The sequence below is a fragment of the Wolbachia endosymbiont (group A) of Cydia strobilella genome, assembly GCF_964026745.1.
GTDB classification, from domain to species: Bacteria; Pseudomonadota; Alphaproteobacteria; order Rickettsiales; family Anaplasmataceae; genus Wolbachia; species Wolbachia pipientis.
This window is the reverse complement of record NZ_OZ034694.1, coordinates 726,523-748,811: the sequence shown is the minus strand read 5'-3', so window position 1 is coordinate 748,811 and position 22,289 is coordinate 726,523. Positions and strand designations below refer to the sequence as shown.

The 22,289-nt window shown below is 35.0% G+C and carries 22 protein-coding genes; 10 read left to right on the top strand and 12 right to left on the bottom strand.

Going from position 1 to position 22,289, the window contains the following annotated elements; genetic code table 11:
• Window positions 1–104: 104 nt before the first annotated feature.
• The 4 genes from AAGD76_RS03665 (at window position 105) to AAGD76_RS03650 (ending at window position 1,769) form a co-directional block, all read left to right on the top strand.
• The gene (locus AAGD76_RS03665) at window positions 105–449 is read left to right on the top strand and encodes a TrbC/VirB2 family protein (RefSeq protein ID WP_341820382.1); all 345 of its coding nucleotides are present in this window, start codon (window positions 105–107) and stop codon (window positions 447–449) included.
• 95 nt (window positions 450–544) lie between these two features.
• Complete coding sequence (locus AAGD76_RS03660) at window positions 545–874, top strand: TrbC/VirB2 family protein (RefSeq protein ID WP_341820381.1); 330 nt, start codon at window positions 545–547, stop codon at window positions 872–874.
• Window positions 875–988: 114 nt separating this feature from the next.
• Window positions 989–1,336, top strand: coding sequence for a TrbC/VirB2 family protein (locus tag AAGD76_RS03655; protein WP_341820380.1), 348 nt, complete (start codon window positions 989–991; stop codon window positions 1,334–1,336).
• A gap of 88 nt (window positions 1,337–1,424) precedes the next feature.
• Window positions 1,425–1,769, top strand: a complete 345-nt coding sequence (locus tag AAGD76_RS03650) for a TrbC/VirB2 family protein (protein WP_264329606.1) — start codon at window positions 1,425–1,427, stop codon at window positions 1,767–1,769.
• A 680-nt stretch (window positions 1,770–2,449) separates the two neighbouring features.
• On the opposite strand, the gene recF is transcribed toward AAGD76_RS03650, so the two are convergent.
• From recF to AAGD76_RS03635, 3 genes are all read right to left on the bottom strand, one after another.
• A complete protein-coding gene (gene recF, locus AAGD76_RS03645) occupies window positions 2,450–3,547 on the bottom strand; it encodes a DNA replication/repair protein RecF (protein WP_138264925.1) in 1,098 nt (365 codons plus the stop codon).
• A 16-nt stretch (window positions 3,548–3,563) separates the two neighbouring features.
• Window positions 3,564–4,031 (bottom strand): thioredoxin-dependent thiol peroxidase, encoded by a 468-nt coding sequence (bcp, locus tag AAGD76_RS03640; RefSeq protein WP_010963157.1) that lies wholly within the window; start codon window positions 4,029–4,031, stop codon window positions 3,564–3,566.
• A gap of 189 nt (window positions 4,032–4,220) precedes the next feature.
• Window positions 4,221–5,648: a sensor histidine kinase gene (locus AAGD76_RS03635; RefSeq protein WP_209473279.1), complete on the bottom strand. Its 1,428-nt coding sequence runs from the start codon at window positions 5,646–5,648 to the stop codon at window positions 4,221–4,223.
• Window positions 5,649–5,713: 65 nt separating this feature from the next.
• Here AAGD76_RS03635 and AAGD76_RS03630 point away from each other — a divergent pair, with 65 nt between their 5' ends.
• The 4 genes from AAGD76_RS03630 (at window position 5,714) to AAGD76_RS03615 (ending at window position 8,743) form a co-directional block, all read left to right on the top strand.
• On the top strand, window positions 5,714–6,889 hold the full coding sequence (locus tag AAGD76_RS03630; RefSeq protein WP_341820379.1) for an aspartate aminotransferase family protein: 1,176 nt from the start codon (window positions 5,714–5,716) through the stop codon (window positions 6,887–6,889).
• Window positions 6,890–6,903: 14 nt separating this feature from the next.
• A complete protein-coding gene (gene rimM, locus AAGD76_RS03625; protein ID WP_006279718.1) occupies window positions 6,904–7,410 on the top strand; it encodes a ribosome maturation factor RimM in 507 nt (168 codons plus the stop codon).
• A 62-nt stretch (window positions 7,411–7,472) separates the two neighbouring features.
• The gene (efp, locus tag AAGD76_RS03620; RefSeq protein ID WP_006279719.1) at window positions 7,473–8,039 is read left to right on the top strand and encodes an elongation factor P; all 567 of its coding nucleotides are present in this window, start codon (window positions 7,473–7,475) and stop codon (window positions 8,037–8,039) included.
• 8 nt (window positions 8,040–8,047) lie between these two features.
• Window positions 8,048–8,743: an inositol monophosphatase family protein gene (locus AAGD76_RS03615; protein WP_006279720.1), complete on the top strand. Its 696-nt coding sequence runs from the start codon at window positions 8,048–8,050 to the stop codon at window positions 8,741–8,743.
• Window positions 8,744–8,861: 118 nt separating this feature from the next.
• Here the strand turns inward: AAGD76_RS03615 and hemA are convergent, their stop codons facing one another.
• The 5 genes from hemA to ispH form a co-directional block, all read right to left on the bottom strand.
• Window positions 8,862–10,070 (bottom strand): 5-aminolevulinate synthase, encoded by a 1,209-nt coding sequence (gene hemA / locus AAGD76_RS03610; protein WP_341820378.1) that lies wholly within the window; start codon window positions 10,068–10,070, stop codon window positions 8,862–8,864.
• A 64-nt stretch (window positions 10,071–10,134) separates the two neighbouring features.
• Window positions 10,135–12,900, bottom strand: coding sequence for a hypothetical protein (locus AAGD76_RS03605; protein ID WP_341820377.1), 2,766 nt, complete (start codon window positions 12,898–12,900; stop codon window positions 10,135–10,137).
• Between the two features lie 38 nt (window positions 12,901–12,938).
• Complete coding sequence (gene htpG / locus AAGD76_RS03600; RefSeq protein WP_182309722.1) at window positions 12,939–14,834, bottom strand: molecular chaperone HtpG; 1,896 nt, start codon at window positions 14,832–14,834, stop codon at window positions 12,939–12,941.
• Between the two features lie 608 nt (window positions 14,835–15,442).
• Complete coding sequence (locus tag AAGD76_RS03595) at window positions 15,443–15,574, bottom strand: hypothetical protein (protein ID WP_341820376.1); 132 nt, start codon at window positions 15,572–15,574, stop codon at window positions 15,443–15,445.
• A 601-nt stretch (window positions 15,575–16,175) separates the two neighbouring features.
• Window positions 16,176–17,105, bottom strand: coding sequence for a 4-hydroxy-3-methylbut-2-enyl diphosphate reductase (gene ispH, locus AAGD76_RS03590; RefSeq protein ID WP_341820560.1), 930 nt, complete (start codon window positions 17,103–17,105; stop codon window positions 16,176–16,178).
• 20 nt (window positions 17,106–17,125) lie between these two features.
• On the opposite strand from ispH, the gene AAGD76_RS03585 reads away from it, so the two are divergent.
• The gene (locus AAGD76_RS03585; RefSeq protein WP_341820375.1) at window positions 17,126–18,673 is read left to right on the top strand and encodes a penicillin-binding protein 2; all 1,548 of its coding nucleotides are present in this window, start codon (window positions 17,126–17,128) and stop codon (window positions 18,671–18,673) included.
• Window positions 18,674–18,675: 2 nt separating this feature from the next.
• On the opposite strand, the gene AAGD76_RS03580 is transcribed toward AAGD76_RS03585, so the two are convergent.
• Window positions 18,676–18,984: a hypothetical protein gene (locus tag AAGD76_RS03580; protein ID WP_341820374.1), complete on the bottom strand. Its 309-nt coding sequence runs from the start codon at window positions 18,982–18,984 to the stop codon at window positions 18,676–18,678.
• A gap of 175 nt (window positions 18,985–19,159) precedes the next feature.
• Window positions 19,160–19,867 (bottom strand): isoprenoid biosynthesis glyoxalase ElbB, encoded by a 708-nt coding sequence (elbB, locus tag AAGD76_RS03575; protein ID WP_341820373.1) that lies wholly within the window; start codon window positions 19,865–19,867, stop codon window positions 19,160–19,162.
• A 136-nt stretch (window positions 19,868–20,003) separates the two neighbouring features.
• Between elbB and AAGD76_RS03570 the strand changes: the two genes are divergently transcribed.
• Window positions 20,004–21,038, top strand: coding sequence for a hypothetical protein (locus tag AAGD76_RS03570; protein ID WP_341820372.1), 1,035 nt, complete (start codon window positions 20,004–20,006; stop codon window positions 21,036–21,038).
• Between the two features lie 36 nt (window positions 21,039–21,074).
• Here the strand turns inward: AAGD76_RS03570 and AAGD76_RS03565 are convergent, their stop codons facing one another.
• Window positions 21,075–21,626, bottom strand: coding sequence for a 5-formyltetrahydrofolate cyclo-ligase (locus AAGD76_RS03565; protein ID WP_341820371.1), 552 nt, complete (start codon window positions 21,624–21,626; stop codon window positions 21,075–21,077).
• A complete protein-coding gene (locus AAGD76_RS03560; protein WP_006279429.1) occupies window positions 21,610–22,230 on the bottom strand; it encodes a hypothetical protein in 621 nt (206 codons plus the stop codon). The genes AAGD76_RS03565 and AAGD76_RS03560 overlap by 17 nt, the downstream gene beginning before the upstream one ends.
• Window positions 22,231–22,289 lie beyond the last annotated feature (59 nt).

Below are 22,289 nucleotides of genomic sequence, written 5' to 3'. Positions count from 1 at the left end.
AAATGAAATAAAGGATACTTTTAAGCAAAAAATCCTCACCATTTACTTAAATTTAATCAAAGGGATAGATAATTTAACATAGAACAGGAATTATAGGAGGCGTAATGAAAAAATTTCTTCTACTTGTGGCTTTAATTCTCTCCTTTGCGTTTGATGCAAATACTAATGAGCTAGATGCAACGTCAGCAGTGATATGCAAAATAATGAGCTATACTCACGGCATAGGTGGACCGATGATTACGATAGTGATAATAGGTGCAGCTTTGCTTGCGATATTCGGTAGAATGCCGTGGCCAGCACTTTTTGCACCCGGTGCATTTACTGCTGTGTTTTTTGGTGCTCCTGCCGTTGTTTCAAAAATAGCACCAACTACAGCAAGTAAGTGCGAGACGTGTGATGCTGGGAAAACATTGAAACCTGATGCAGATGGAAAATATACTTGTCAGTAAAAAGCATTGAGTAAATGGTACTTACTGCATCATTTACTCAAATTTAATCAAAATGATAGATAATCCAGCGTTAAATAGAAATTATCGGAGGCATAATGAAAAAATTTCTTCTACTTGTGGCTATAATTCTCTCCTTCGCATTTGATGCGCGTGCTGATGAAACGTCAACAGTGATATGCAAAATAGTACAATATACCCAAGGTATAGGCGGGCCGATGATCACGATAGTGATAATAGGTGCAGCATTGCTTGCGATATTTGGGAGAATGCCGTGGCCAGCGCTTTTTGCACTCGGTGCATTTACTGCCGTGTTCTTTGGTGCTCCTGCAGTTGTTTCAAAAATAACACCAGATGGTACGTCTTGTCAGAATGGTGCGATTGCTTGCCCTACTGGTAAAACGTTGACTAATGGTAAATGTACATAATAGGTATCACAGCCTCAAAGAAATTTTAAGTAAATGATACTTCTTGTATCATTTACTTAAATTTAATCAATGCGATAGACAATACAGCGTTAAATAGAAATTATCGGAGGCGTAATGAAAAATTTTCTTCTACTTGTAGCTTTAATTCTCTCCTTTGCGTTTGATGCGCGTGCTGATCTAGATGCAACATCAGCAGTGATATGCAAAATAATGGGTTATACTCACGGTATAGGTGGGCCGATGATCACAATAGTGATAATAGGTGCAGCTTTACTTGCAATATTTGGCAGAATGCCGTGGCCAGCACTTTTTGCACTCGGTGCATTTACTGCTGTGTTTTTTGGTGCTCCTGCCATCGTTTCAAAAATAGCACCAGGCACAGCAAGTAGGTGCGAGACATGTACTGGTAATCAAACATTAAAAGAGGATCCTGCGGGATCAGGAATTTATAAGTGTGGTTAAAAAGTATTAGGTAAATGATGCTTCTTGTATCATTTACTTAAATTTAATCAAAGTGAAGTAGCATAAAGTAAAAATTATAGAAGGCGTAATGAAAAATTTTCTTCTACTTGTAGCTTTAATTCTCTCCTTCGCATTTGATGCACATGCTGATGCAACATCAGGAGTAATATGCAAAATAGTAAGCTATACTCATGGTCTAGGCGGACCGATGATCACAATAGTAATAATAGGTGCAGCTTTGCTTGCAATATTTGGCAGGATGCCATGGCCAGCGCTTTTTGCACTCGGTGCATTTACTGCTGTATTTTTTGGCGCTCCTGCAGTTGTAAAGGCAATAACAGGAAAAGAGACGACTTGCACCCAAGCAGGATGTACCTCTGCCGCTAATGGAGGAACTTGGGATCCAACTAAGAAAGAATGTACCCTTCCATAAACCTGTACTGAAGTTCTCTTTATGTTTTCACTTGAAAGTGGTCAAGCTGACCACTTTCAGTGTCTATGATTACCTAATAAATTCTTTTTCTGTAATCATATCAGTTAAAGTCTGGATTCCAGCGTCACGCGCTGGAATGACAAGGCTTATCGTCATGTCACCGCGAACCGTCATACCGCGATTCATTCGCGGTATCTCAGCCGCTAACAAGAGATCCCGCTAACAAGTAGCGGGATGACGGTTGTCGTTTAGCCATAAATATTTAAGAAATTTACCAAACGAAAAAAAAGGCAAAAGAAGCCCTGGTCATTGTCTATTTTCAGTATTGGCGTTTTTTAAGTCTTAAACACTGCAATTTAGCTGCTTTTGAATGCAACTCACCTTAGTTTGAATGTTTAAGAAATTTACTAAGCAGAAAAAAAGGCAAAAGAAACCCCGTGTTAGCTAGTTGTCACTCTCTAATCCTGCAAAATCGGCGTACTATACTGTCTTAAACGACTTATAAGCGCGTTTCAGCTTATATAGGTAAAAACCCAGAAATGTTGTGAAGACATAAGGTGCACATAGTGTAAAAAATTAAAAATAAGACGCCAACTACGTTGTTTTCTTGCTGTTTAATCTGCACAGATGAAGATAACTGAATACCTTCAGCATCATGATAAGGGGGCTGGCGAGGTTTGTCAAGGAAGTTTTGCATTTAATTCATTTGATAATTCAAAAAACTTGAAAGAATAAAGATAGCTATTGAAATTATCTTGATTTACATCAGTTATCCAAGTTTGACATTGAATACTTAACACTTCCTCCATTAACGCCTTTCTGTAATGTTTATCCAGATGAGACATTATATCATCAAGTAGAAGAAGTGGTGCCTTATTGTAATGAATACACCTTGCTTTTACACTGGATAAAATAATAGAAAGCAGTAATAACTTTTGTTCTCCAGTGGAGCACAGATTTATTGGTACGTTTCTTTTTTGACAAAAAACCCGAAAATTATCGTTATGCACACCAAAGGTTACTCTACCAGTCAATGAATCTTTTTCTCTGTTTTCCTTTAGACGATTCTGAAAATATTCTGCAGTATCGTCCAAAGTTAGCTGGCTGCTGAATTTCAAACTTGCCTTCGGAAAAAACTCACTGGAATGGTTATCAATTGTGTCTTGTAGTGTCTTTAAAACAGACGATCGCATACGTAAAATACTAACTGCATTAACGGCCATTATGTTTTCAAGACTAGAGAGCCAATTTTCGTCCAAGGTGTTCTCTCTCAACAGTTTACTTCGCTCACGTTTAGCTTTTCTGTGTTTCATGTAGCAGCAAGTGTAATTTTCCTCAAACAGTGAGACTATACGGTCTAAAAATTTTAATCTGTCACTTGGAGAATTGAGAAGAACATAGTCCATTTGTGGAATCAGCCATATTACATTGGATATCTTATACAAAGATGAATAACTCGATTGCGTTTTTCCATCAATTTGTATTAGTTTCTTATCAAAACTCTTTGCGATACCAATTGAATTAAAATCCATTCCATTAAAAAAATCATAGTGCACTACCCAATCTTCATTACTGAATCTATTTTGTATCTCACTGGCTTTTGCTTTTTTCATTCCATTGCTTTTAGCAAGCAACGAGATTGCTTCAAGTATATTAGTTTTACCAATACCGTTTTTGCCAGTTATTACAACTGAGCTATCATCTGAATCCAGTTCAAAGTTTGAGTGGCTACGAAAATTATGTAATTTCAGCTTTTTTATGTAGCAATGGGTAGCCATTAACCTATTCTTTAGTTTATATTCTCTTTACTTCTTCCAGAACCTCATCAACATGTCCACTAACTTTTACATTTTTCCAGATCTTCACTATTTTACCTTTTTTATCTATTAAAAAAGTAGTGCGTTCTATTCCCATATACTTTTTGCCAAACATACTTTTCTCTACCCAAACACCATATTTTCCCAACATTTCAGCATTCTCATCAGAAACTAAAGAAAACGGCAGAGAATATTTTGCTTTGAAGTTAGTGTGACACTTAACACTATCTTTTGATACACCAATTATCACTGTGTCAAGGAAAGAAAAATCATCTATTTTATCTCTAAAGCCTTTTGCCTCCATTGTACAACCCGGAGTATCGTCTTTAGGATAAAAATAAAGAACTACATTTTTTTTATCAAAAAATTCACTCAGTGATAAATTTTCACCAGAATCTGCTGGCAAGCTAAAATCGGGTGCATTATTTCCTACTGCTAATTCCATACCTTGCTCCATTAATAACACTTCCATCTATAGTAGTATATTGTAGTCAGAGTATCAAATTTTATATATAGCTAACAGATAAGATTCTTGATGGGGGCTTATTGATGAATTTCTGCCTACCTTCTCGGCTTGCCGCTTTTGATAAAGTGTGGTTTTCGTCTGATGTAAGGCCATATCAAATAGATCCTATTAAAAATCAATCGAATCTTCACATGTTTGTTCTTCATAAAAGAAGTTCAATGTTATCGTAGTACCAAGTTTTGCTTCACTTTTAATGTCAAAAGTTCCACCCATTAACTCTACTAATTTCTTGCTTAGCGGCAATCCGATGCCCGTACCTTCGTTTCTATACCCCGAATCTGCTTGGCCAAAAACAGACATAACTTTATATATGTCCTGCTGCATTATTCCTATTCCATTGTCATGAAACTCAATAGTTAATAAGTTTTTTTCTATATTTTCTTTTATCACCATTCTTATTAAACCATCTTTGGGAGTAAACTTGATTGAGTTTGATAATAAATTTATTATAACTTGTTTCATTCTCTTGGGATCTGCAATGACTAATAATTGTTTATTAGTCATCTCTTTTTTTAAATTAATCCCGGCTTCTTTTAATTTAGGTAATAGCATATTTACGCATGAATCCATTATTTTGTTCAGGTTAAACTTCACTTTTTCTACTGTTAAACTACTTGATTCAGCTTTAGAAAAATCGAGCACATCATTAATTAAGGTAAGTAAGTGTGTTCCTGCATTATATATATCGTCTGCATACTCCTTGTATTGAGAATTATCCATTGAACCTAAAGTTTTATTTTTGATCAACTCCGCAAATCCAATAATAGCATTAAGAGGTGTGCGTAATTCATGTGTAACGCTTGCAAAAAACTTTAGCTTGTTTGCATTTTCTTGCTCTAATGTCTCTTTTATCTGCTGTAATTCAATGTTAGTTTTATGTTGCTTGGCTAGCATTTGGGTATTAGAAAAGTGCAAATAGAACATTATTAATATTAAGATTATTAATAATAGGCCCAAAAATGTTAAAAACAGGCCATATGCTATAACATAAGAATTATTGTAGTTTCGAAGAATCTTCAAAAAAAACGACGGTTTAACGCTATTTTCATGGAATATAGGGAAAATAGAAGTTAATGTATTTCCTGTAGTATAAAATATTTCTTGGTTACTTAATAGTTTATCAATTTCATCGTTTGTAAGTAACTGTTCATAATCATAATCTTGAGTGTTAAAATTACTGAATATTATTCTGCCGTTTTGATCATACAGTATTAAGCTGAAATCCTTTACTTTGCTCACTGATTGTAATAATTCAGCACGTAGTTTTACTAGTTGGTTTATGTAGTCAAAATTTTTGTATTTAATGTGATGCTTTTCTATTAGTAAATAATGGTATTTTTTTATTATGCCATTTTCCAGTACGCTTTTTAAGTTTACACTTGAATCACGGTAAGAAGAAAGGAAATTACTCCTTAGTAAATGATTACAATATATCACACTGAATAAAATCATAAAGATCGATGAGAGTAATACAATAACTTTTGTGTATTTGTTTTTCTTCAACGCAGAAAACATCAATTTACCTAGCTTATACATATCCTTCTTATTGTGAAACAACGGTTTTTATGTTATTAATAATAAAATTTAGCATATAATATTTTATGACAATTTCTCCTATTTTGCCAGTTTATTCTCCTGTTAATATAAATTTTTCTCATGGCAAAGGTATCTACCTATATGATGTTGATGGTGAGCGCTACGTAGATTTTCACTCCGGAATAGCCGTTAGTAGCTTAGGTCACACTAATTCGCGATTAATTAGTGCTCTTAAATTGCAAGGAGAAAAATTATGGCATATATCAAATACCTATAATATACCTGCTGCCAATAATTTTGCAGAAAAATTAATAAACAACAGTTTCGCTGACACTGTATTTTTCTCAAATTCTGGATCAGAGGCAGTAGAATGTGGGCTTAAGATTGCTAGGATCTATCAAAATGGAAAAGGCAATAAAAATCGTCACAGAATTTTAACATTCCATGGTGCATTTCATGGAAGAACCTTTTTAACTTGTGCTACAAACGATAAACAGAAATTTTCTGAATTACTAAATCCCTACATTGATTGGTGTGATAACATCGAGCCCAATATTGAGAGCATAAAGAAAGCAATTTCAAGTGGTATAGGCGTTATATTAATAGAACCAATACAAGGGCAAGGTGGTATCAAAGTAATGAATGAAGTCTTTATGAAAGAACTAAGAAAGCTGTGTGATGAAAATGACATATTGTTATTTTTTGATTGCGTGCAATGCGGTGCTGGCAGGACAGGAAAATTATTTGCATACGAACATATAGGAGTGGAACCTGATATATGTGCTCTTGCAAAGGGAATAGGCGGCGGGTTTCCGCTAGGGGCTTGTCTTGCGACTGAAAATGCTGCTAAATATATGGCGGTCGGTATGCACGGTTCCACTTTTGGTGGCAATCCGCTTGCAACCTCAGTAGGTAATGCTGTGCTCGAAGAATTGCTCAGCCCCGGCTTTTTGAAAAATGTTGAAATTAGAGGTAAATACTTAAAAAATAAACTAGAAGACTTAGCAAGTAAATTTCCAATAATAGAGGAAGTAAGAGGGAAAGGGTTAATGCTTGGAATAAAAGTGAAAGCAGACAATCAAAAGTTTGCAGAAGAGTTAAGTCATCGCGGCTTGCTTACTGTTGGGGTAACATCAGATAACGTTGTGAGAATTTTACCTCCACTCATTATCACTGAAAAAGAGATTGATGAAGGCATCGAGATTTTGACTCAATATTTATCTGAGAAATCTTCTGATTAGATACTTGCATTAATATGAACGACAATCTGGTATGCTTAGGAATTATTACCTCTCCTCACGGAATTAAAGGAGCTGTTAAAGTAAAAACCTTTACTGAAAAGCCTGAAAATATCTCCTTATATGGTAAGCTAATAAGTGGTGATGAGAATTATAAAATAGACTCAGTATCCGTCATAGGTGATAATTTAGTAATAGCTACAATAAGCGGAGTAAATTCCCGTAATGAAGCAGAGCTTTTAAGGAATAAGAAGCTATATATAGAAAGAAGCAAGTTACCAGAGCTAAATGATGAGGATGAATTTTACCAAAGTGACCTTGTAGATATGGAAGTAAGGCTGAAAAGTAATGAATTATATGGCTATGTAAAATCTGTGTATAATTTCGGCTCAGGGGATATATTAGAAATTTTAGTTATCAGCACAAAAAAACGTATTATGCTGTCTTTCACTAAAGAGATATTTCCACATATAAATATAAAGGGGAGGTATATAGTATTAAATATACCAGAATTTATTGACTAATAAAGACTTTGATATTTATATAAAGCTATTTATAATTATAAGATCAAATTGAAAATGTAATTATGGCAGAAAGAGCTAACGATATCAGACCAGGTCAGGTGTTGGAACATAACGGCGGATTATTTTTGGTTGTAGGTATTATGCATACTCAACCTGGTAAAGGTGGTGCATACATACAAGCCGAAATGAAAAACATCAAAACCGGAGCAAAACACTATGAAAGATTTCGTTCTGATGCAACAATCAGAAGGGCAATTTTAGATGAAGAGGAATATGTTTACCTTTTCACTGAAGGAAACATTGTAAATCTTATGCATCCAAGTAATTACGAGCAAATCACTATAAATTTGGACTTATTGGGAGAAAAAAAAATTTATTTACAGGATAACATGAAAATTAAAGTTGTAGCTTATCAAGACAAAATAATTTCTGCGCATGTGCCTGATTATGTTACACTTGCTGTGAAAGAAACAGAGTCTGTTATTAAAGGACAAACTGCTACTGCTTCTTATAAGCCTGCAATTTTGGAAAACGGAATGCGCGTTAACGTGCCTCAATTTATAAAAGAAGAGGATAAAATTGTAGTATATACTCCAGGTGACAGCTATTATGAAAGAGTGAAAGAGTAAAAGGAAGAATGTCCCTCTCATCACCACGAATTAATGTGATGCTTGATTCTGTGCGTAATGCTTCCAAGCAGCTTATGCGCGATTTTAATGAATTGCAAATTTCTAATGTTAAATCAGCAGACTTTATTAATAAAACTTATTCAAAATCCAAGCAAACCATATACGATTGCTTGCACGACTACAAACGAGACTATGGTTTTATTTTTGAAGATGATACTGATCAAGAAGTAAAAGATAACACTTATACCTGGTTTATTATGCCTATAGAGGGCAGGGAGAACTTTTCTAGTTGCATGGTTTATTTTGCAGTATCAGTCTGTCTCATTCATAAAAATAAAGTTGTGGCAGCTGTAATTGATGCTCCGGCTCTTAGAGAAACTTTTTGGGCAGAAGAAAAGAAAGGTGCTTTTCTTGAGGATTTTAGATCTCGTCATGTAAAAATGCGAGTGAAAAGCCGTGAAGGGGGTCTAATAGATGTAAGTGGTAATTTGTTAAATAAATTGCTGCCTGGCAATAGTAATGTACGCTCCATAGGTTCAACAATTTTAGGCTTTGCATACCTTGCGGCAGGAAGGCACAGTGGAATAATTTACTCTGGAGTTAACAAATATAAAGCCTTGCTCGGTAGACTTTTTCTGCAAGAAAGCGGTGGAAGGCTAACGGAAGACAACGGGCTAATCATTGCTGGAGATATAAAACTATAGCTAAAGTAATTTATGTTTACCTACAATTTGATAAGCGTAAAACTCGTCATTCCGCTACTTGTTAGCGGAATCCATGCTGAGATACCGCGAATAAATCGCGGTATGACGTAGGGCTGTACTAGCTATAGCATAAACAGGCTACAGAGATAGACAACTTTTCGAAAACTTTTACAAGAGATTCTGTTAAATGCTCTATCATTTCATCGGTATGATAAGGTGTAGGGGTAATACGGAAACGCTCAGTTCCTCTTGGAACTGTCGGGTAATTTATATGTTGAACATATATTCCATACTCATCAAATAATAATTTTGATGCTTTTTTGGATAACTCTGAGTTGCCAATTATTATTGGAATTATATGAGTTTCTGTTGGAATGAAGTTAATTCCTGCATTTCTCAGTGAGTTTTTTACTTTTTCAACGACTTGCTTTTGCTTTTCCCTTTCAATGTTGCTCGATTTTAGGTGCTCAACGCTTGCCTTTGCTGCCGCTGCTAAAACAGGCGACATAGCAGTGGTAAAAATAAATCCTGGAGCGGAACTTCTTATTACATCTACCAAGCTCTTTGAAGACGCTATATACCCACCCATCACTCCAAAAGCCTTTGATAGTGTACCTTGAATAACGGTTATTCTATCCATCAGACCTTCTCTTTCTGCAATTCCGCCACCATGTGAACCATACATGCCAACTGCGTGCACCTCATCCAAATAGGTAATTGCATTATGTTGATCTGCAAGATCACATATCGCTTCAAGCGGCGCTATATCGCCATCCATTGAATATACGGATTCAAGTACTATGATTTTTGGTGTCTTTTTGTCTATAGACTTAAGTAGCTGCTCTAGATGATTAACATCATTGTGTTTAAATATATGTTTTGGCCTTTTTCCTGATTTTATGCCTTCTATCATCGAAGAATGGTTCTTCTCGTCTGAAAAAATTACTACGCCCGGAATAACAGACGATAAAGTGCTAAGTGTTGTCTGGTTAGCGAGGTAGCCACAAGCAAAAGTTAAAGCAGCCTCTTTTTTATGCAAACAAGCTAAGGATTTTTCAAGTTCAACAACCTCTTTTGTTGTACCAGATATATTTCTTGTTCCTCCAGCACCAACAGATGAATTTTGGATAGCGGCAATTACACTCTCATTTTGTGACATTCCCAAATAGTTATTACTGCACCAGACTATTACTTCCCTATTTCTTTCATAGTCCATAATGTGGGGGAGCCTACCTGGTAATGACGCAAAGTGCGTAAATTCACGGTAGCGCCCCTCATCTTTTATATCTTTTATTTTATTCAAGAATATTTCTTCGTAGTTTACCAAGTCCTTATTTACCGATAATTAACATAATTATAATAAATTATTAAATGGTAAACTACTATATTTATTATACATGTACGGCAGTAGGTACTTTCCCCGTGTTGAAAGATTTTTCAACCTCGTTGTTTTCAACTTGGCTTTTAGGTGTACAGTAGTATATAATTGCAGCGGCAACCAGACAACAAGCTCCAACTGCTATTCCTGCAGCTAGCATTTCCAAATAAACTGCAATAGCTACTCCTGAAACAACTCCAGCTACTGCTAACGTCCATGTAGCTATGGTAGGCCACTTACTCTTTTGCGTATTTTGTGTTGCAGTAATAGAGGTTGATTGATTGTTTATAGCACTAGTTTTTTCTACTGCTGCAGGCTTTTCCTTACTGTTAATAACACCTCCAATTGTAGACACATTGTCAGCATTCGAAGAAACTTCACTTACCCCCAACTTCTTTTCACAACCCGTAATTTCTGGAGTTGTGGTAAGTGTACTATTGCTTCCGGTATTATTAGAACTTGTAGATTGGTCTCCTGAATTTGGCAAATCGTTGTTCAGTGAAATATTAACATTACCTTGTTTTGTATTATGGTTTTTAATTTCTTTTTTAATTTCTTCTACTTTACCCTTAAAGGGACCGTCTTTATTTTTTACATATTGTAGTACAAGAGTAGGAGAGTTACTTTTTAGAATATTTTCGAGTTCTTCTCTTGAGTTAGTACTGGTTTTGCTTATAAGTCCATCAATCTTTTTCTTAACAGGACTGGCAAGTTGCTTAACACCTTTTTTTCCGCTGCCTTTTTTGATTTCACCCTCCTCAAAATTATTAATTAAAGGCTCCTGCGTTGAAACCCCTGTGTTATTTAAGATAGCATTTTCTTCCTCCCCTGCAAGAACATTTTTTTCTGTCTGTTGACTGCCAGCACTTTTGGATTTTGGGTTTCTTTGACTGCTTGGTTGATTGTTATTCTCTTCATTTACTACAGCCGTATCGCCTTTTATAACAGGTGATACTGCATTATCACTGCTGCTTCTTTTATTAACTTGTGTATTCGCTTGTGTATGTATATTTGCTTTACTGGAAGTATTGATTAATTTACTACTTTCTAACAAATTTCTAATTAGATATAGATGACTCAAAGTATCTCTATTTTTTTGATACTCATTACGAGTCATACTTGGAGAAAGTTCCATACTTATTTTTTCAAGCTGTTCTGCAACTACTGGTAAAACTTTCTCAAATTCTTCCTTGCATATTGCCTGAAGAGCTGCGAATTTTAGGTCAACATGCTGACATAAGAGTACAACAACTCCATAACTAGCTTCTTTTATTGCATTTCTCAGTATATTTTGTATGGTTTGCCTGACTACTTGCTGTTTATTATTGAGTATGCTTTGATAAATTTGAACATGAGCTAGAACACTGACTATAATGTCTTGACTTTCAGTATTAGACAATGCAATCAGAATTGATTCATATATTTCATCAAACTCGTTGTTTTTAGATTTATGATCAAGATAATTAATAACATCATTGCTGCATTTAGCACATTTTTCACACAAGTGCTCGATAAATGCAATATTACCAGCATCCAATGCAGTTTTCAGAATTAAATCATAAATTTCTTTTCTGCCACGAGCTCCTATGTTTTTCAGGATTTGTTGCCCTAGTATTGTAATAACTTTATCATCCGCAAATGCTTGTTCATATACATCGTAAATGGCATGATCTGCACTATTAGTGTATCGTTTGCACAGGTATTCAATGACAGATGTGTGTTCCTGGCTTATCGCAGTTTCTAATAAAGTAACAAAACTCTTTTTTAATAACTCTTCTGTTGAGGCTTTTTTAGTTAGCTTATTAATATATCTTTCAAATGCACCCAGCACTATCGTGATGAATTCTTCATTTTTGATCAGAGACGCTGTTTCAAGCACACCATACAAAGAATCAGGATTACTTGTTTTTAACACCTGTCCAAAATCTCTTAAAACGTATTCGACAAAAACTGCATTTAATAATTCTTGCTCTTTTCTTAATGCTATAACTGAGAAAAAACCAATCTTATTAGGTTCGACAAGTTGTATAGTTTGATCTTTTAATCTTCCATAAACTCCATCGGTACCATGGAATTTTTCTATAAAAGCTTCAATATATTTTTGACCACCAACAAGGAGAGGTAAAAGACTTAAATTTCCTTCAGCAAAAAGAAAATCCTGATATTGCTCTACTAGCTTGTCATTAGCTGCAATTGCCAATAGTACCAATTCTTTTACTGAATAATCATACTTGAAACCCTCTTGATCAAATTTATATTGTGATAGTACATTTGAATATATATGTTGATGGTTGCTTCCGTTTTGTAACTCCAAATTAAGTTGATTTGAACAGAAATCTTTGAGATTTTCATTATCCAGCGTAATAGACCTGCCTTCATAATCTTCAATATTTTGTACAACCTTGTCTAATTCTTCACAATTATCTTCTTGTATAGCTTGATTTAAGATATTTATAATCTCAGCAAAAGTTAAGTTTTTAGGAATGATACCATATGAATCTTCATCTTTTAACTCTACAGTAAACGACCTATCACAACCATCAGGAAAGTTTGCAAGTATTGCATTCTCTAAACTTAGATCTTCAGGGAATGTACTGCATGGAGTAGCTGGTATCTCTTGACTTTCGCTATCTAAAACTTCAAACTCTCCTTCAATACCTGAATCTTCAGAATCTGGTTTTTCAAAACCATGCCAACTTTTGATTAATCTTTCAGGATTTGATTGGCCATGTGAAGTTGTATCCTGTGATACAAAGTCTCTAAAATTGGAACCAAACATGTTTTACCTCCTAACTAGCAGCTAAGCTAAGTATAGCATTAAACAGAAATCTTGCCAAGCAAATTATTCAGTCTCTTAGCAAAGCTGCTCGCGTCATCCATCTCTTCGCCTTCCACAATGCAAGCTTGGTAAAACAATAAGTGAACCATGTCCTCCAATGTTGGGTTTTCACCACTTTCAGCATAAGATTTCATTATACTCTTTATTACAGGATGCTTAGTGTTAATTTCAAGCACCTTTGGCGTGCGGTAATTTAGCTGCTTTTGTTCACGCAAAAAACGCTCCATGCGAAGATCCATAGCACCTTCATCAACCGCTAGGCATACGGGACTATCAGTCAATTTTTTGGAAATTTTTACGCTTTTTACTGAATCTCCAAGCACTGTGGTAAAATATTGCAATATAGTTTCCTCAGTTTTTTCTTCATTCGATTTGTTTTCTTCATTTTTCTTATCTTCTTCTGAAGAGAATTTTTCCAAATCAACATCAGCGCGAGTCACAGACTTAAACTTTTGATCTTTATATTCATGAATTACACTAGTCCAGAAATCATCCACTGGATCAACGAACAGAAGAACCTCCAGCCCTTTACTGACGAACCCCTCAAGTTGCGGACTGTTTTTCACTGAATCGAGGCTATTTCCGGTGAGATAATAGATATGTTCCTGCTCAGGCTTCATTCTGCTTATATAGTCATCAATGCTGACTAATTTCTCATCACCAGTACTATGAAATCTGCAAATTGAGAGTAGTGCTTCTCTCTCATCAGTTGGCATAGCTTCACAAAGACCTTCCTTTAAAACTGCACCAAAATTGGTCCAGAATTTTGTATATTCCTCTAAATTCTCTTTTGCTTTTTTACCGAGCTCTGATATCACACGCTTAGTGAGAGATTTTCTGATCTGCTCAACAACACGATTATTCTGCAGCGTTTCTCTGCTGATATTAAGAGGCAAGTCCGGTGAATCAACCACGCCTTTCAGAAAACGCAAGTATTGTGGTATAATCTGTACGTTATCTTCAGTGATAAATACTTTATTTACATATAACTTCACAGAGCAACGTCTATCTGGATGGAATAAATCAAAAGGTTTTATAGAAGGAACATAAAGCAAATTTGTATATTCTATTGCACCTTCATTTTTATTATGCAATATCATCCAGGGCTCCCCGCCAACGTGAGCAACGCTGCGGAAAAAATCGTTGTGCTCCTCTTGAGTAACGTCATTTTTTGGCTTAGTCCAAATTGCAGCCTTACTGTTTAACTTTTCACTTTTTCCTTCTTCGTCTATAAATTCAACAGGAAAATTTATGTGATCAGAGTAAGTAGTGACAATATTTTCAACACGAAATTTATCTAAAAACTCGTTTTCTTCAGGATGCATAATGAGCGTAATTTTGGTTCCGCGAGGGACTTGATTATCTGACTTGCTGATTGAATATTCCCCATCTCCTTTGGATTGCCAGATCCAAGACTCCTCTTCTCCAGCTTTTCTCGATTCTACTATTACTTCTGATGCAACCATAAAGCTTGAGTAAAAACCAACACCAAACTTCCCAATCAGCTCCACAGTTTGGCTTGAATCCTTGCTATTCTTAATCGCATCCAAGAACTTTTGCGTACCAGAGCTTGCAATTGTACCAAGATTGTCTATTAAATCCTGTCTATTCATTCCAATGCCATTATCAGTGATATATAGCTCGTTCTTATCTTTATTGGAGCTGATAGTGATTTTTAATTCGTCACTCAAATCTAGCAAATTAGGGTTTAGTTGAGATTCATAGCGCAACTTATCACATGCATCTGATGCATTTGATATTAATTCACGCAGAAAAATGTCTTTATTGGTGTAAAGTGAATGAATCACTATATTCAGTACTTTCCCTACCTCAGCGTCAAATTTTAAATTTTCAGTTTCTTGTACATTATGCATTTTGAGCTCGATTATTTGCCTGCTACCCTAATAATTTAAGTATTGAATCACGATCTTTCAAGGTCACGTACACCAAAATTAATGTGGGTGTAGTTATTATGACACCCAATTTATGGGATCTCTTGCATAACAAACTTTTGGCAGCGCATTGGATGAAACGAAAAACTTCCTTGACACCCTTCGCCAGCCCCCTTATCATGAAACTGAAGCTATTTATTTATCTTCGCAATCTCTGCAGTGGATTAATGACAAAAAAACTTAATGTATTTGGCGTAAATCATGCTTAATTTTTTGCACTATGTGCACCTCATGTCTTTATCAAATTTCTAGCTACACAAGCTGAAATACGCTATTTAAAACATCAAAAAACGCCAACTTAAAAAATGGATAGTGAATAATTAGCTACCCTAGGGTTTCTTTGCCTTTTTTTCTGTTTAGTAAATTTCTTAACGTTTATAATTTAGATTAGTTGCGGCTTAAAAGCGGCTGAGTCACGGTTATTAAGCGTTTAGAATAAAAAAACGCCATACTTGAAAGTATAATGTAAGTAACTAGCCAACCATCGGGCTTTTTTTGCCTTTTTTTTCGCTTGGTAAATTTTTTAATACTTAGATTAGTTGCAATTTAAGAGACCAGAAATGGTCAGTGCTTGGCACTGGGATGACACCATTCTTTTTCCTGGATTCCAGACTGGAATGACACCATTTGTTGTATTTAACAAAGTTCGTACTTAGCTTCATATTAGCCGTAAATATTTAAGAAATTTACCAAACGAAAAAAAAGGCAAAAGAAGCCCTGGGGTTATTATCCGCTTTAAAATATTGGCGTTTTTTATGTTTTAAACGCTTGACAAGCGAGATTCAGCCGCTTTTAATTGCAACTAACTTACGCTGCAAATGTTTAAGAAATTTACTAAGCAGAAAAAAAGACAAAGAATCCCCGAGTTAGCTAGTCTTTTACTATCTCTGTCGAGTATTGGCATTTTTTGATGTCTTGTAACGCTTTATAAGCGCGTTCAGCTTATTTAGATAAAAATCTAGATGTAGATGAAGTTTTGTAAAGACATACAGTATCTATATACTGCAAAAAATTGAACATAAGACGCCGATACATTAAGTAATCCTTACCTTTTAATCTGCAGATTGGCGAAAGCAAATACAATAGCTTCAGTTTCATGATAAGAGGGCTGGCGGAGTTTGTCAAGCAAGTTTTTTCGTTTCTATTCCCAATAAAAGTTTGTTATATGGTTATGCAAGAAGTCTAATGAATCGCGGTATGACGTCTTAGCTATAGATGCTGGTTTGTGTGATTTCAAGAGAAGTTTAGTAGATAAGTTGTGTTTTAAACCAGATTCGGTATTTTAAACTGAACATTTTCAATAATACCACCTGGCATAACTGAAATTTTTACACTCAGGTTTACTTTTAGGTAGTCCATTAATTCATCAACCAATATGTCAGGAGCGGAAGCACCTGCAGTGATTCCTATCTTTTCTACACCCTGAAACCAGCTTTTATTCACACAGCTGTAATTATCAATCAAGTAGGCTTTTTTTCCTCTGGCAGTGCACAGATCTAATAAGCGGTTTGAATTTGAGCTATTTTTACTTCCTATAACTAACACCATGTCTACAATTTCAGCCAGCTTTTTAACAGCATTTTGTCTGTTTTGTGTTGCATAGCATATGTCCTTTAAATATGGACCTGTTATGCCTGGAAACCTTAATTTCATGGCAGCAATAATGTCGCGAGTATCGTCGATGCTTAACGTAGTTTGTGTAACATAAGACAAATTATCTGGATCTTTAACCTTTAAATCATATACATCCTGCAAAGTTTGCACTAAAATGATAGGATTGTTTACTCTTCCCCTAATTCCCTTAACTTCTGGATGGTTTTCATGCCCAATGAGAATTAATTCTTTACCACTGTTTTCATACCTTTTTGCTTCTTTATGCACTTTGTTGACTAAAGGACATGTTGCATCAATCACTTGAATACCCTTTCTTTTTGCCTCATCTTCTATATTTTTTGATACTCCGTGCGCGCTGAAGATCAGTATTCCTTCATTATCTTCAATTTCCTCGATACTGCTTACAAAAACCACTCCTTGTTTCTTAAAGTCCTCTACTATATATTTATTGTGAACAATTTCGTGTAGCACATAAACTTGGCGCTCGTTTTTGTATTTTTCTAAAGTAATAGCTAATATGTCCACAGCTCTTTTTACCCCGGCACAAAAACCTCGTGGTTCAGCTAAGATGATTTCCATTTTTGTCAAATCAAGTAAATATGCAAGCATTACTTAAAAATAAGCTCCGCTCACTGTGTTTTATAGTACCATTATTTATATTTTATATAATAATTATTTTTCGCATATTCTCTTTAACATTTGATCAACTTACTACTTCAGAAAATTTTAGAAAAGATAATATAGTACATAAACAACCTGATATTTTAGATAGAAATGGAGTGGTAATAGCAACAAATGTGCCCACAACATCACTATATATAGATGCAACCAAAGTAAAGAATCCGGAAAGTATAGCAGCACAACTGTGTTCTACTTTGCATGACCTCGAATACAAGAACTTATATAGAGTACTTACTTCAGAAAAGAAATTTGCTTGGATAAAGCGGCACTTGACTCCAAAAGAATTACTAGCGATCAAAAACGCTGGTGTACCAGGAGTAAATTTTTATGACGACATAAAGCGTATATATCCTCACAGTAATTTATTTTCACACGTGCTTGGTTACACTGACATAGATGGCAACGGTATTGCAGGAGTTGAGGCATATATAAGTAAAAATAATGAGCAAGAAAAGCCCATAATACTATCCTTAGATACACGAGTGCAAAGCATAGTGCATGAAGAGCTAACTAAAGCTGTAAGCAGATATCAGGCACTTGGCGGAGTAGGAATTGTTTTAAATGTGAGAAATAGTGAAGTTATCTCGATGGTCAGCCTACCTGATTTTAATCCCAACTCACAGAATAAGGCAGAAGACGTACAAAAGTTTAATCGCGCCAGTCTTGGGGTATATGAGATGGGGTCGGTATTAAAATACTTTACAATAGCCGCAGCGCTTGATGCGAACGCTACAAAAACTAGCGATTTATATGACGTATCAACACCAATCACCATTGGAAAGTATAAAATTCAGGATTTTCATAAATCTAAAATTCCAAAAATTACTGTGCAAGATATATTTGTAAAATCATCCAACATTGGTGCAGCAAAAATTGCAGTCAAACTAGGTATTGAAAAACAGGTAGAATACTTTAAAGCTATGAAGCTATTTTCTCCTTTGAAAATAGAAATACCAGAAAAATCCACACCGATAATCCCGGATAAATGGAGTGAAAACACTTTAATAACAGCATCTTATGGTTATGGCATAGCTGTAACTCCTATACATCTTGCACAAACTGCAGCAGCATTAATCAACAATGGGATATTTCATAACGCAACCTTGATGTTGAATAAAAGAAGTATAGGAGAGCAAATTATCTCAAGAAGAACTTCCAGGGAAATGAGAAAATTATTACGTGCAGCAGTAACAGATGGCACTGGCAGAAAAGCAAAAATAAAGGCATATTCAATAGGAGGAAAAACTGGATCGGCGGAAAAAGTTGTAGATGGTAAATATAGCAAAGATGCAAACATAGCATCATTTATAGGAGTGCTAACTATGCTTGACCCAAGGTACATAGTGCTAATTGCTATTGATGAGCCTCAAGGGATGCACCATACCGGGGGAATAATTGCTGCGCCTATAGTAAAGAACATTATAAATAGAATAGCGCCTATACTAAATGTTACACCTGAGATGTAAAATTATGATTGCTTTACTACAACTTCAAATTTATCATCACCAAAATCCTTATTAATATACCAAGAACCATCATCTTTAGTTACAAATTCAAGACCTTTAAGGTCTTTTTTTATTGTCTTTCCATTTTGACCATCAACAGCGATATTAATATCGAATGTAATAATGTCTAGATTTATCATAGCTTCTTTCCCGCTGCACGAATTTAGACTGAACTTGCCTAACACGACATCATTAAAACTCACTTCCCCTGTATAGACATCACACTGACCGTCCACACAACACGTAGTTTCAATATAGAAAAGATCTGACATACAAAATACCTTAAAAAAAAGAACTAAACATATATGGCCACTACACCACACCGCTAACAAGTAGTAAAGCGTCGATAAACCTAAGTTACTTTAGTTACGTAGCCATAATACAGCTAGAAATGTAAAATTCAACAGTTAATTGTGTGATTAATAGAGAAGTCTTATTTAGTACACCTTATAGGAATGGCTGTTTAGTTTTTTTGTTAATCTTTTTTACCATGCTGTCAATCATATGCTTTATCCCTTGATATACAGAGTATGTACTTTCGTCGCTACGCATATAAGCAGAACAGGAAAATACATTATGTTCTTCGTCTTCTATTGATAACTCTGTATCGCACTTTATGTGTTCGCCGCCAAGCTTTTCTATCAACTGTTCTTTGTCATCTCCTATAGTTACCTTAACCTTACTTTCTTCTTTACCTATCTTGCTACTTAAAATTGAAACAATGATGGCTGGAGATATGCATATCGCTCCTATTGGCTTTTTTGTAACAAAAAATTCTAAAACTAATCTTTCAAATTCAGGCATTACTGTCACCATGTCTTTACTTTCAGCTAAGTCAGATAAATTTTTCGCAACCCCGTATCCACCAGGTACAACTAGCATGTCAAAATTTTCAGCTTTGGCTTCTTTTAAGTCATATATTTCGCCTCTTGCGATTCTTGCTGCTTCCACAAGTACATTCCTTTTTTCTTTTGTTGCCTCTTTTGTTCTATGATTCATAACTTGTGTGATATTGATATCAGGTGCAAAGCATTTAACATCCACTTCCTGCTGATCAAGCACAAGCAAACTTAAAACCGCTTCTCTTACCTCTGCACCGTCAAGGTGACCACACCCTGATAAGACCACAGCAGCTTTTAATTTTTTTTCACCCATAAAGTACCTTGATTTCATATAATCTAGATATTTTAATACAAATTCTATATTTGGAAAGGGGTATGTTATATCAATTATAATATAATTAATGATTAGTATGTATAATTAGGCATATTTATAATCAACGAAGCTGAATATGGAATCTAGCAATAGTATGTTTTTTGACACTGACTATCCAGAACTAAGAAAAGCTATTTCAGATATAATAGAAAGTATTGCACAATCCTCACAAGAGGGGAAAAAAGAGTTATTTACAACCCTATCAGAACAAGTTAAAGGGATGAACCTCAAAGATTTAGGTTTAGCGATTAATGACCAAGGCTTGCAAAAGGAGGTCAACAAAGAATTATTTATAAAATTCATTGAAGAAGCGCTTGAAGGTTTAACTTCTGAAAATGTTGACTCAAAAATAATAGAAGAGGCGTTAAAATCTGTTAATCAGCAAGCAATAAGTAATGTTATAAATAATAATAAAGGTCCACTGGACAATCTAGTCAATTATTTTAAATCAGCATCTGCAAATAAAAAAATTGGAATAGCTTCTGCCGTAATGGTATTAGGAGCAGCATTTTCTCCACTTATTGTGCTTGCTACATTAATAGCACTTGTAGGTATTGGAGCACGTTATGCAGGAATAGGTATAGTAAAGGCAGGGGAAAAAATAAAAGAAGGTGCGATTGATGCAGGAAAAGCAGTGAAAAGTTTATCTAAAAATTTAGGGGATAAATTGCCTGAGGTTGGGCCAAAAAAAGATAACTTTAGTAAATTATACAACAGTTTGGCTCAAGAGATTATAGGCTATAATATGTCCGAAGAAGGTGAAAAAATAAAAAACGCCCAGAGTAAAGCAAAGGTCATAGGCATGCTTCAAAATGAAGGGCAGCGATCTGCTATACAAGAGTTAGTAAAGAATGGAACTATTCAAAATTTTTCAGAAGATGATATGAAAAAGCTTAAAGAAAAAGGTACTAGTACTTATGAAAGTGATAAGGAAGCACTTGAGGAACTTATGGAGAAATTTCAATCTAAAATTATGGCCATTGGTGAGGGTAAAATAGAGGAGGTAGAAAAAATGGTTAATGATAAAGTTAACCAAATGAAGTCACCAGTTCCTCAATTAGATAGTCCAAGTTCTGAACAAGCGAGTACAGGAGAAACCAAAACCCTCTGATGGCTTGGAGAGGGAGGGAATGGAAAAGGTAGAGATCTATTCTTTTTTATCCACTTTTTTGAGCAATCCACTTCCACATCTAACACACATCTCAGTGATTATAATATCCAATTTTTGATCATGTTTTTCTACAGGTAAATCTTTACAATATTGTTTCTCATAGGCTACACCTATAAATATTTTTCCAAGTGGCCGCAGTTTTTCTATCATTATATCATACCAACCACCGCCAAAACCCAATCTATTAAAATGATCATCAAAAGCAATAACAGGAGTAATGATTGTGTCGGGAATTACATCTTCATTTGTTTCGTTCCATTCCTCAAATTTTAGTAACTTATTTTTATTAGGAATTGCTACTTTATAATCTAAATCGAGTAAACTATGCATCAAAGGCACAACATCTATTTCCTCATCCATTGGAATGTAAGCTGCTATTGTTTTGCCTTTAACGTAGCTTAAGTTCTGATTAAAGAGATTAATAAGGGAATTTGCCGCATAACTGGAATAACTTTCATCAATATCTTTTCTTATAGCTCTATATTGCTCTCTTATTTCCTTTTTGTGCTGTTTAATATCTTTGAACATGATCTATCCATTTTGCAGTAAGTTTTTCTTGTAAACTATTTTGCTTCAAGCGCTCACTTAAAAAGTCAAAGTCAACACACCCCATATCCTGGTCTTGATTACTGCAACTATAAACAAAACTCCTTTCTCCTGTTTTCGCATTTATATGTTGCTGCACACACTGAGCGCAGATTTCTTTCATCATACACTGCATAGGAGAATTAACTGATGATATCGCTATGTGGCCTGATTTCAGATATGGCTTTAAAATTGTTTTTCTAGCTTCATTCACAGCTTTCATCATTTTGTCAGAACCAATAGTGATAATTTTATCTATAACGTTCAAATTAATACCTAATCTTCCTTGTTGATAAGAGACTATTGCATCAACTATATTACCATGAAAGGATTTATCTTGATCTCTGCTTGTTTCTATCAATCCTTCTTCACATGCCCAAACTACTGCATTTGATGCACGCTCTATCAGTGCTCGTTTAAATACATCACTTAACTTCTTATAGCCAGCAAAGTACAAAACCTTGTTATTATTTTCAAGACATGCCTTCCCTATCGAAAATAACACTGCATTTCCAACTCCACCACCAATTAGCATTATATTCTTCATGTGCTATTTTAACTGCATTTGTTCAAATTTTTTGAAATTTTATAGAACAAAGTAATTTA

Bases quoted from the DNA above. Each gene is read 5' to 3' on its own strand.
- AAGD76_RS03650 (WP_264329606.1), top strand. From the start codon at position 1,425: ATGAAAAATTTTCTTCTACTTGTAGCTTTAATTCTCTCCTTCGCATTT.
- elbB (WP_341820373.1), bottom strand. From the start codon at position 19,867: ATGGGTGAAAAAAAATTAAAAGCTGCTGTGGTCTTATCAGGGTGTGGT.
- AAGD76_RS03630 (WP_341820379.1), top strand. From the start codon at position 5,714: ATGACAATTTCTCCTATTTTGCCAGTTTATTCTCCTGTTAATATAAAT.
- AAGD76_RS03560 (WP_006279429.1), bottom strand. From the start codon at position 22,230: ATGAAGAATATAATGCTAATTGGTGGTGGAGTTGGAAATGCAGTGTTA.
- AAGD76_RS03580 (WP_341820374.1), bottom strand. From the start codon at position 18,984: ATGTCAGATCTTTTCTATATTGAAACTACGTGTTGTGTGGACGGTCAG.
- AAGD76_RS03665 (WP_341820382.1), top strand. From the start codon at position 105: ATGAAAAAATTTCTTCTACTTGTGGCTTTAATTCTCTCCTTTGCGTTT.
- AAGD76_RS03565 (WP_341820371.1), bottom strand. From the start codon at position 21,626: ATGTTCAAAGATATTAAACAGCACAAAAAGGAAATAAGAGAGCAATAT.
- AAGD76_RS03605 (WP_341820377.1), bottom strand. From the start codon at position 12,900: ATGTTTGGTTCCAATTTTAGAGACTTTGTATCACAGGATACAACTTCA.
- recF (WP_138264925.1), bottom strand. From the start codon at position 3,547: ATGGCTACCCATTGCTACATAAAAAAGCTGAAATTACATAATTTTCGT.
- rimM (WP_006279718.1), top strand. From the start codon at position 6,904: ATGAACGACAATCTGGTATGCTTAGGAATTATTACCTCTCCTCACGGA.
- ispH (WP_341820560.1), bottom strand. From the start codon at position 17,105: ATGGAAATCATCTTAGCTGAACCACGAGGTTTTTGTGCCGGGGTAAAA.
- bcp (WP_010963157.1), bottom strand. From the start codon at position 4,031: ATGGAATTAGCAGTAGGAAATAATGCACCCGATTTTAGCTTGCCAGCA.
- AAGD76_RS03635 (WP_209473279.1), bottom strand. From the start codon at position 5,648: ATGTATAAGCTAGGTAAATTGATGTTTTCTGCGTTGAAGAAAAACAAA.
- AAGD76_RS03660 (WP_341820381.1), top strand. From the start codon at position 545: ATGAAAAAATTTCTTCTACTTGTGGCTATAATTCTCTCCTTCGCATTT.
- AAGD76_RS03615 (WP_006279720.1), top strand. From the start codon at position 8,048: ATGTCCCTCTCATCACCACGAATTAATGTGATGCTTGATTCTGTGCGT.
- AAGD76_RS03570 (WP_341820372.1), top strand. From the start codon at position 20,004: ATGGAATCTAGCAATAGTATGTTTTTTGACACTGACTATCCAGAACTA.
- AAGD76_RS03655 (WP_341820380.1), top strand. From the start codon at position 989: ATGAAAAATTTTCTTCTACTTGTAGCTTTAATTCTCTCCTTTGCGTTT.
- efp (WP_006279719.1), top strand. From the start codon at position 7,473: ATGGCAGAAAGAGCTAACGATATCAGACCAGGTCAGGTGTTGGAACAT.
- AAGD76_RS03595 (WP_341820376.1), bottom strand. From the start codon at position 15,574: ATGAAGCTAAGTACGAACTTTGTTAAATACAACAAATGGTGTCATTCC.
- AAGD76_RS03585 (WP_341820375.1), top strand. From the start codon at position 17,126: ATGCAAGCATTACTTAAAAATAAGCTCCGCTCACTGTGTTTTATAGTA.
- htpG (WP_182309722.1), bottom strand. From the start codon at position 14,834: ATGCATAATGTACAAGAAACTGAAAATTTAAAATTTGACGCTGAGGTA.